At 72.9% G+C, this 4,117-nt stretch carries 3 protein-coding genes; 1 reads left to right on the top strand and 2 read right to left on the bottom strand.

Annotated elements, in window-relative coordinates:
• Positions 1–888, bottom strand: a complete 888-nt coding sequence (locus tag Q0195_RS03170) for a DUF58 domain-containing protein (protein ID WP_299274406.1) — start codon at positions 886–888, stop codon at positions 1–3.
• Positions 888–1,910 (bottom strand): MoxR family ATPase, encoded by a 1,023-nt coding sequence (locus Q0195_RS03165; protein WP_299274403.1) that lies wholly within the window; start codon positions 1,908–1,910, stop codon positions 888–890. The genes Q0195_RS03170 and Q0195_RS03165 overlap by 1 nt, the downstream gene beginning before the upstream one ends.
• A gap of 133 nt (positions 1,911–2,043) precedes the next feature.
• Here Q0195_RS03165 and Q0195_RS03160 point away from each other — a divergent pair, with 133 nt between their 5' ends.
• Positions 2,044–4,074: a bifunctional copper resistance protein CopD/cytochrome c oxidase assembly protein gene (locus Q0195_RS03160; protein WP_299274401.1), complete on the top strand. Its 2,031-nt coding sequence runs from the start codon at positions 2,044–2,046 to the stop codon at positions 4,072–4,074.
• Positions 4,075–4,117: the final 43 nt, after the last annotated feature.

The following is a 4,117-nucleotide window of genomic DNA, read 5'->3' as shown; positions in this document are numbered from 1 at the left end:
TCAGCGCCGGACACGTCGCTGCCTCCGGAACAGGTCGATGAGGGCGTCGACGACGTCGTCGGAGCTGGCGGCCACGACGTGCTCGATACCGCGCCGGCGGAGCATGTCCCGCACCCGCTTCTTGCGGTTGGCGACGGCGGTAGTCGCCGCCGCGTGGAGGCGCCGGTCGCGCTGGAGGAACGGCGGCAGCTCCAGCCCGCCGTCGACGTCGGCGACCGGCCCGATGCCGGGCGTCGTGGGGATGGCGTCGGCGACCGAGATGACCATGATGTCGTGGCGGGTGCGCAGTCGGCGCAGCGCGTCCTCGTCGCTCAGCGCCGGACGCGCCTCGTCGGTGATGAGGACGACGAGCGTGCGCCGGGTGGCGGAGGTGAGGATCCGGTCCAGCACCCGGCTGAGGTCCGACGGCGGCGCGTCCCGGGTGAGGTCGCGCTCGAGGATGCGCAGCAGCATCTCCATGTGCCCGGTCCCGCCGCGGGCGGGCACCTGGGTGATCCGGCGCGAGTCCCCCGCGACGAGCCCGACGAGGTCGCCGCGTGCCCGGGCGAGGTAGGCGACGACGTCAGCGGCGAAGAGCGCGATCTCCGACTTCCGCTCCCCGCTCGGCGCCGTCGCCGCCATCGACCGGCCGGTGTCGACGGCGAGCACCATGGCGAGGTTGGACTCGTGGACGAACCGCCGGATGATCGGGTACCCGGCCCGCGCCGAGGCCTTCCAGTCGATGTCCCCGACGTCGTCACCCGGGTGGTACTCGACCATGTCGTCGAAGTCCTGCCCGTGGCCGGTGAAGATCGAGCGGTGGTGCCCGTCGAGCAGGCCCGACGCGCGCCGGACCGTGGGCAGGTCGAGGCGTGCGCGGATCTTGGCCAGCCGGGAGGCGGTCGACATTACGGAGCGGGAACGGCGGCGAAGACGGCGTCGATGAGGGCCTCGGGGGCGACGTTGTTCGCCAGCGCGTCGTAGGTCCGCACGAGGCGGTGGCGCAGCACGCTGTGGCTCAGCGCCTTGACGTCGTCGGGCACGACGTAGGTACGTCCCTGCTGCAGCGCGTGCGCCTGCGCCACCCGCATGAGGGCGATCGCACCGCGCGGGCTGGCGCCCACGCGCACGTGCTGGGAGAACTTCGGCAGCGGCCGCGGCCCGCCGCCCCGCGTGGTGTTGACGATGGCCACGATGTACTGCTTGATCGAGGTGTCGACGTACACCTGCTGGGTGAGGCGCTGAAGGAACAGCACGTCGTCGAGGGTGATGGGGGCGCTGCGCAGCGGGGCCTCGAAGGAGCCGGAGCTGATCCCGTCCAGCACCCGGACCTCCTCCGTGGGGGTCGGGTAGGTCAGCACCTCCTTGACGAGGAACCGGTCCATCTGGGCCTCGGGCAGCACGTAGGTGCCCTCCTCCTCGATGGGGTTCTGCGTGGCGAGCACCATGAACGGCTTGGGCAGCGGGTAGACCTCGCCGCCGATCGAGGTCTGCTTCTCCTGCATCGCCTCGAGCATCGCGGACTGGGTCTTGGCGCTGGAGCGGTTGATCTCGTCGAGCAGGACGAGGTTGGCGTGCACCGGCCCGAGCTGGGTGGTGAACGTCCCCGTCGCGTAGTTGAAGATCTGTGTGCCGACGATGTCGTTCGGCATGAGGTCCGGCGTGCACTGGATGCGGTGGAACGTCCCGGACACGGACGACGCCAGGGTCTGGGCCGCCGTCGTCTTGGCCAGCCCCGGCACCGACTCGAGCAGGATGTGCCCGCCGGCGAGCAGCGTGGAGACCAGGGCCACGCGCAACGCGTCCTGGCCCACCACCCGCTGGCTGAAGATGTCGTTCACCCGGGCGAGCAGCTCCGCCGAGCGCTGGAGGTCGGCGTGCTCGATGGTCGCCGTGCTGGGAGCCAGGCCGGCGCCGGTGGGTGTGGTCATCGTTCCCCTGTCCTCCGGTCGACATGGGTCGACCAGGTGTCGTGCGGTGTACCCGCGCGAGTATGCCACCCGAGGCTGAAGGTCACCTGGACGCGGCGGCGATGTACGCCGCGGGCGGACTTACCCTGGAAGGGTGACGTCACGCGCCTCCAGCCTGCTCCGCCCGGGTCTCGGGACCCCGCTCGCCGTAGCGGCGGCAGGCGCCGCGCTCGTGCTCGGCCTGCTGTGGTCGGGCGCGGTCGCGCCGACCGGGGTGCTCGACCCGGGCGCCCTCGTCCGCTGGGGTGTCCCGGCGGTCACCGTCCTCACCGACGGGGCCGCCGCCGTGACGCTCGGCGCCCTCGCGCTGTGCGCACTCGTCCTGCCCGCCCCGCCGTCCGACCGCCCCGGGAAGCGGCGCCGCGTCCGGGGGCCGGTCGACGGGACGGCGTGGCGGGTGGCGGCCCGCACCGCGTCCGTCGCCGCGGTCGTGTGGACGCTGGCGAGCGTGCTGCGCATCGTGCTCACCTACTCCCGCACCTCCGGGCGCCGCCTCGACGAGCCGACCTTCGGCCCGGAGCTGGCCCACTTCGTCACCCAGATCCCGATGGGCCAGGCTTACCTCGCGGCGACCCTCCTCGTCGCCCTGCTCGCCACGGTGAGCGTGGCGGTGAGCACCCCGACCGGCGCCGCCCTGGCGGGGGCACTGGGCCTGGGCACGCTCGTGCCGATCGCGCTCACCGGCCACGCCGCCGGCGCCGCCGAGCACGCCCTGGCGGTGTCCTCCCTGTGGATGCACATGGGTGCGATGTCGCTGTGGGCAGGGGGCCTGGCCGTGCTCTGCCTCGTGGGCCGGCACCTGGGGGTCGACCGGACCTCCGCCGTCACCCGCTTCTCGACGATGTCCGGCTGGACGTTCGCGCTCGTCGGGGTCTCCGGCGTGGCCAACGGCTGGATCCGGGTGGGCTCCCCGGCCGACCTCGGCACGCCCTACGGTCAGCTGCTCCTGGCCAAGGCGCTCGCCTTCGCCGGCCTCGGCATGGTCGGCTGGCTGCACCGGCGGCGGACCGTGCCGCAGGTCGCCGACCGGCCCGGGCTGTTCTGGCGGCTGGCCGTCGGCGAGGTGCTCCTCATGGCCGCGGTCATCGGGGTGTCGGTGGCGCTGGCCGCCAGCCCCCCACCGGTCCCGCAGGAGCCACCGGCGCGGCCGACCCCGGTCCAGGAGGTCACCGGCTACCCTGCCCCGCCCGAACCGAGCTTCCTCACCTGGCTCACCGAGTGGCGGCTCGACATCCTCTTCGGGGTCGCCACGGTGGCCGGCATCGCCGTCTACCTCACCTGGGTGCTGCGGCTGCGGCGCCGTGGGGACCACTGGTCGGGGGCCCGCACGGCGTCCTGGCTGGCGGGGATGGTGCTCTTCGGGTGGGTCACCTCGGGCGGACCGGCGGTCTACGGGCTCGTGCTGTTCAGCGGGCACATGGTCCAGCACATGCTGCTCGCGATGGTGGTGCCGATCTTCCTCGTCCTCGGGGCGCCGGTCACCCTGGCGCTGCGGGCACTGCCCGCCCGGACCGACGGCTCACGCGGGCCGCGGGAGTGGCTGCTCGCCCTCGTCCACTCGCGATGGGCGCAGTTCTGGGCCCGGCCGGTCGTGGCGGCGATCAACTTCGCGGGCTCGATGATCGTCTTCTACTACACGCCGCTCTTCGCGTTCGCACTGAACATGGACGTGCACATCGGCCACGTCCTCATGGTCGTCCACTTCAGCCTGGCCGGGTACCTCTTCGCCAACGCGCTCATCGGCATCGACCCCGGACCGGCGCGGCCCACCTACCCGATGCGGCTGCTCCTGCTCTTCGCGACGATGGCGTTCCACGCCTTCTTCGGGGTGTCGATCATGCAGGCCACCACCCTCTTCGCCGCCGACCACTTCGGCCGGCTCGGGCTTCCGTGGGGGGTGGACGCGCTGGCCGACCAGCAGGTCGGTGGGGCGATCACCTGGGGCATCGGTGAGCTGCCCACGCTCGTGCTCGCGGTCTCCGTCGCCATCGGCTGGGCCCGCGACGAGGACCGTGCTGCCCGCCGGCAGGACAGGCAGGCCGACCGCGACGACGACGCCGCCCTGGCCGAGTACAACGCCCGCCTCGCCGAGCTCGCCAAGCACGACGGCATCACCCCCCGCTGACCCGTTCCCCGCTCTCCGAGCCCACGTCGTCACCGACAGCCCA

It is taken from the genome of uncultured Georgenia sp. (assembly GCF_937958535.1).
Taxonomy (GTDB): Bacteria; Actinomycetota; Actinomycetes; order Actinomycetales; family Actinomycetaceae; genus Oceanitalea.
Note: the sequence above shows the minus strand (reverse complement) of the source record. Positions and strands in the feature narration are given on the sequence as shown.